The sequence below is a fragment of the Mesorhizobium sp. M7A.F.Ca.CA.002.04.1.1 genome (genome assembly GCF_004022805.1).
Taxonomy (GTDB): Bacteria; Pseudomonadota; Alphaproteobacteria; order Rhizobiales; family Rhizobiaceae; genus Mesorhizobium; species Mesorhizobium ciceri.
In genome coordinates, this window is record NZ_RZPL01001305.1 from 1 (window position 1) to 480 (window position 480).

General features: G+C 69.8%; 1 protein-coding gene. It reads left to right on the plus strand.

What is annotated here, in order from left to right; translation table 11 throughout:
* The coding region (locus ENZ75_RS33920; RefSeq protein WP_128278701.1) for a DUF1403 family protein at nt 1-480 on the plus strand (480 nt) is incomplete at both ends.

The window sequence follows — 480 nt, forward strand, 5'->3', positions numbered from 1 at the left end:
GGGAGCCGCCCGCCGCTACGCCCGGCCGGCTCGGGAAGATACTCGACCAGCTTGGCCTCCATTGGGACGGCGCCGCGCTCGCCGACCTTTGCACGCAGATCGAAAAACTCGGGGTATCCCAGCGGTCGGCGCCATTCGACGCCGCGGCGATCGCCGCTGAGGTCGTCGCCATGCGTCCCGATGCCGAAGTCTTTGGCTGGTGGCTCGCCGACCTGGTACTGGCGCAACGCCTGGGCTGGCCGCAGCCCCTGCCGCTCCTAATGGCGCAGGGTTTTGGACCATCTTTCCGCACCGAGGCCGGCGGTGGCCGGCGCATCCGGCCCGGGGACAAGAATTTTGAGCGGGCGGTTTGCATCGCGCTCGTCGCGGCCGCCGCGGACGCTTGTCGGTTGGCCGCCGAGCTGTCGCGCCGGGCCGAAAAACTCCTGGCGGTGGCGCCGAAACTGCGCGCCAAAGGCGCCGGCGACGTAATCTTTCTGC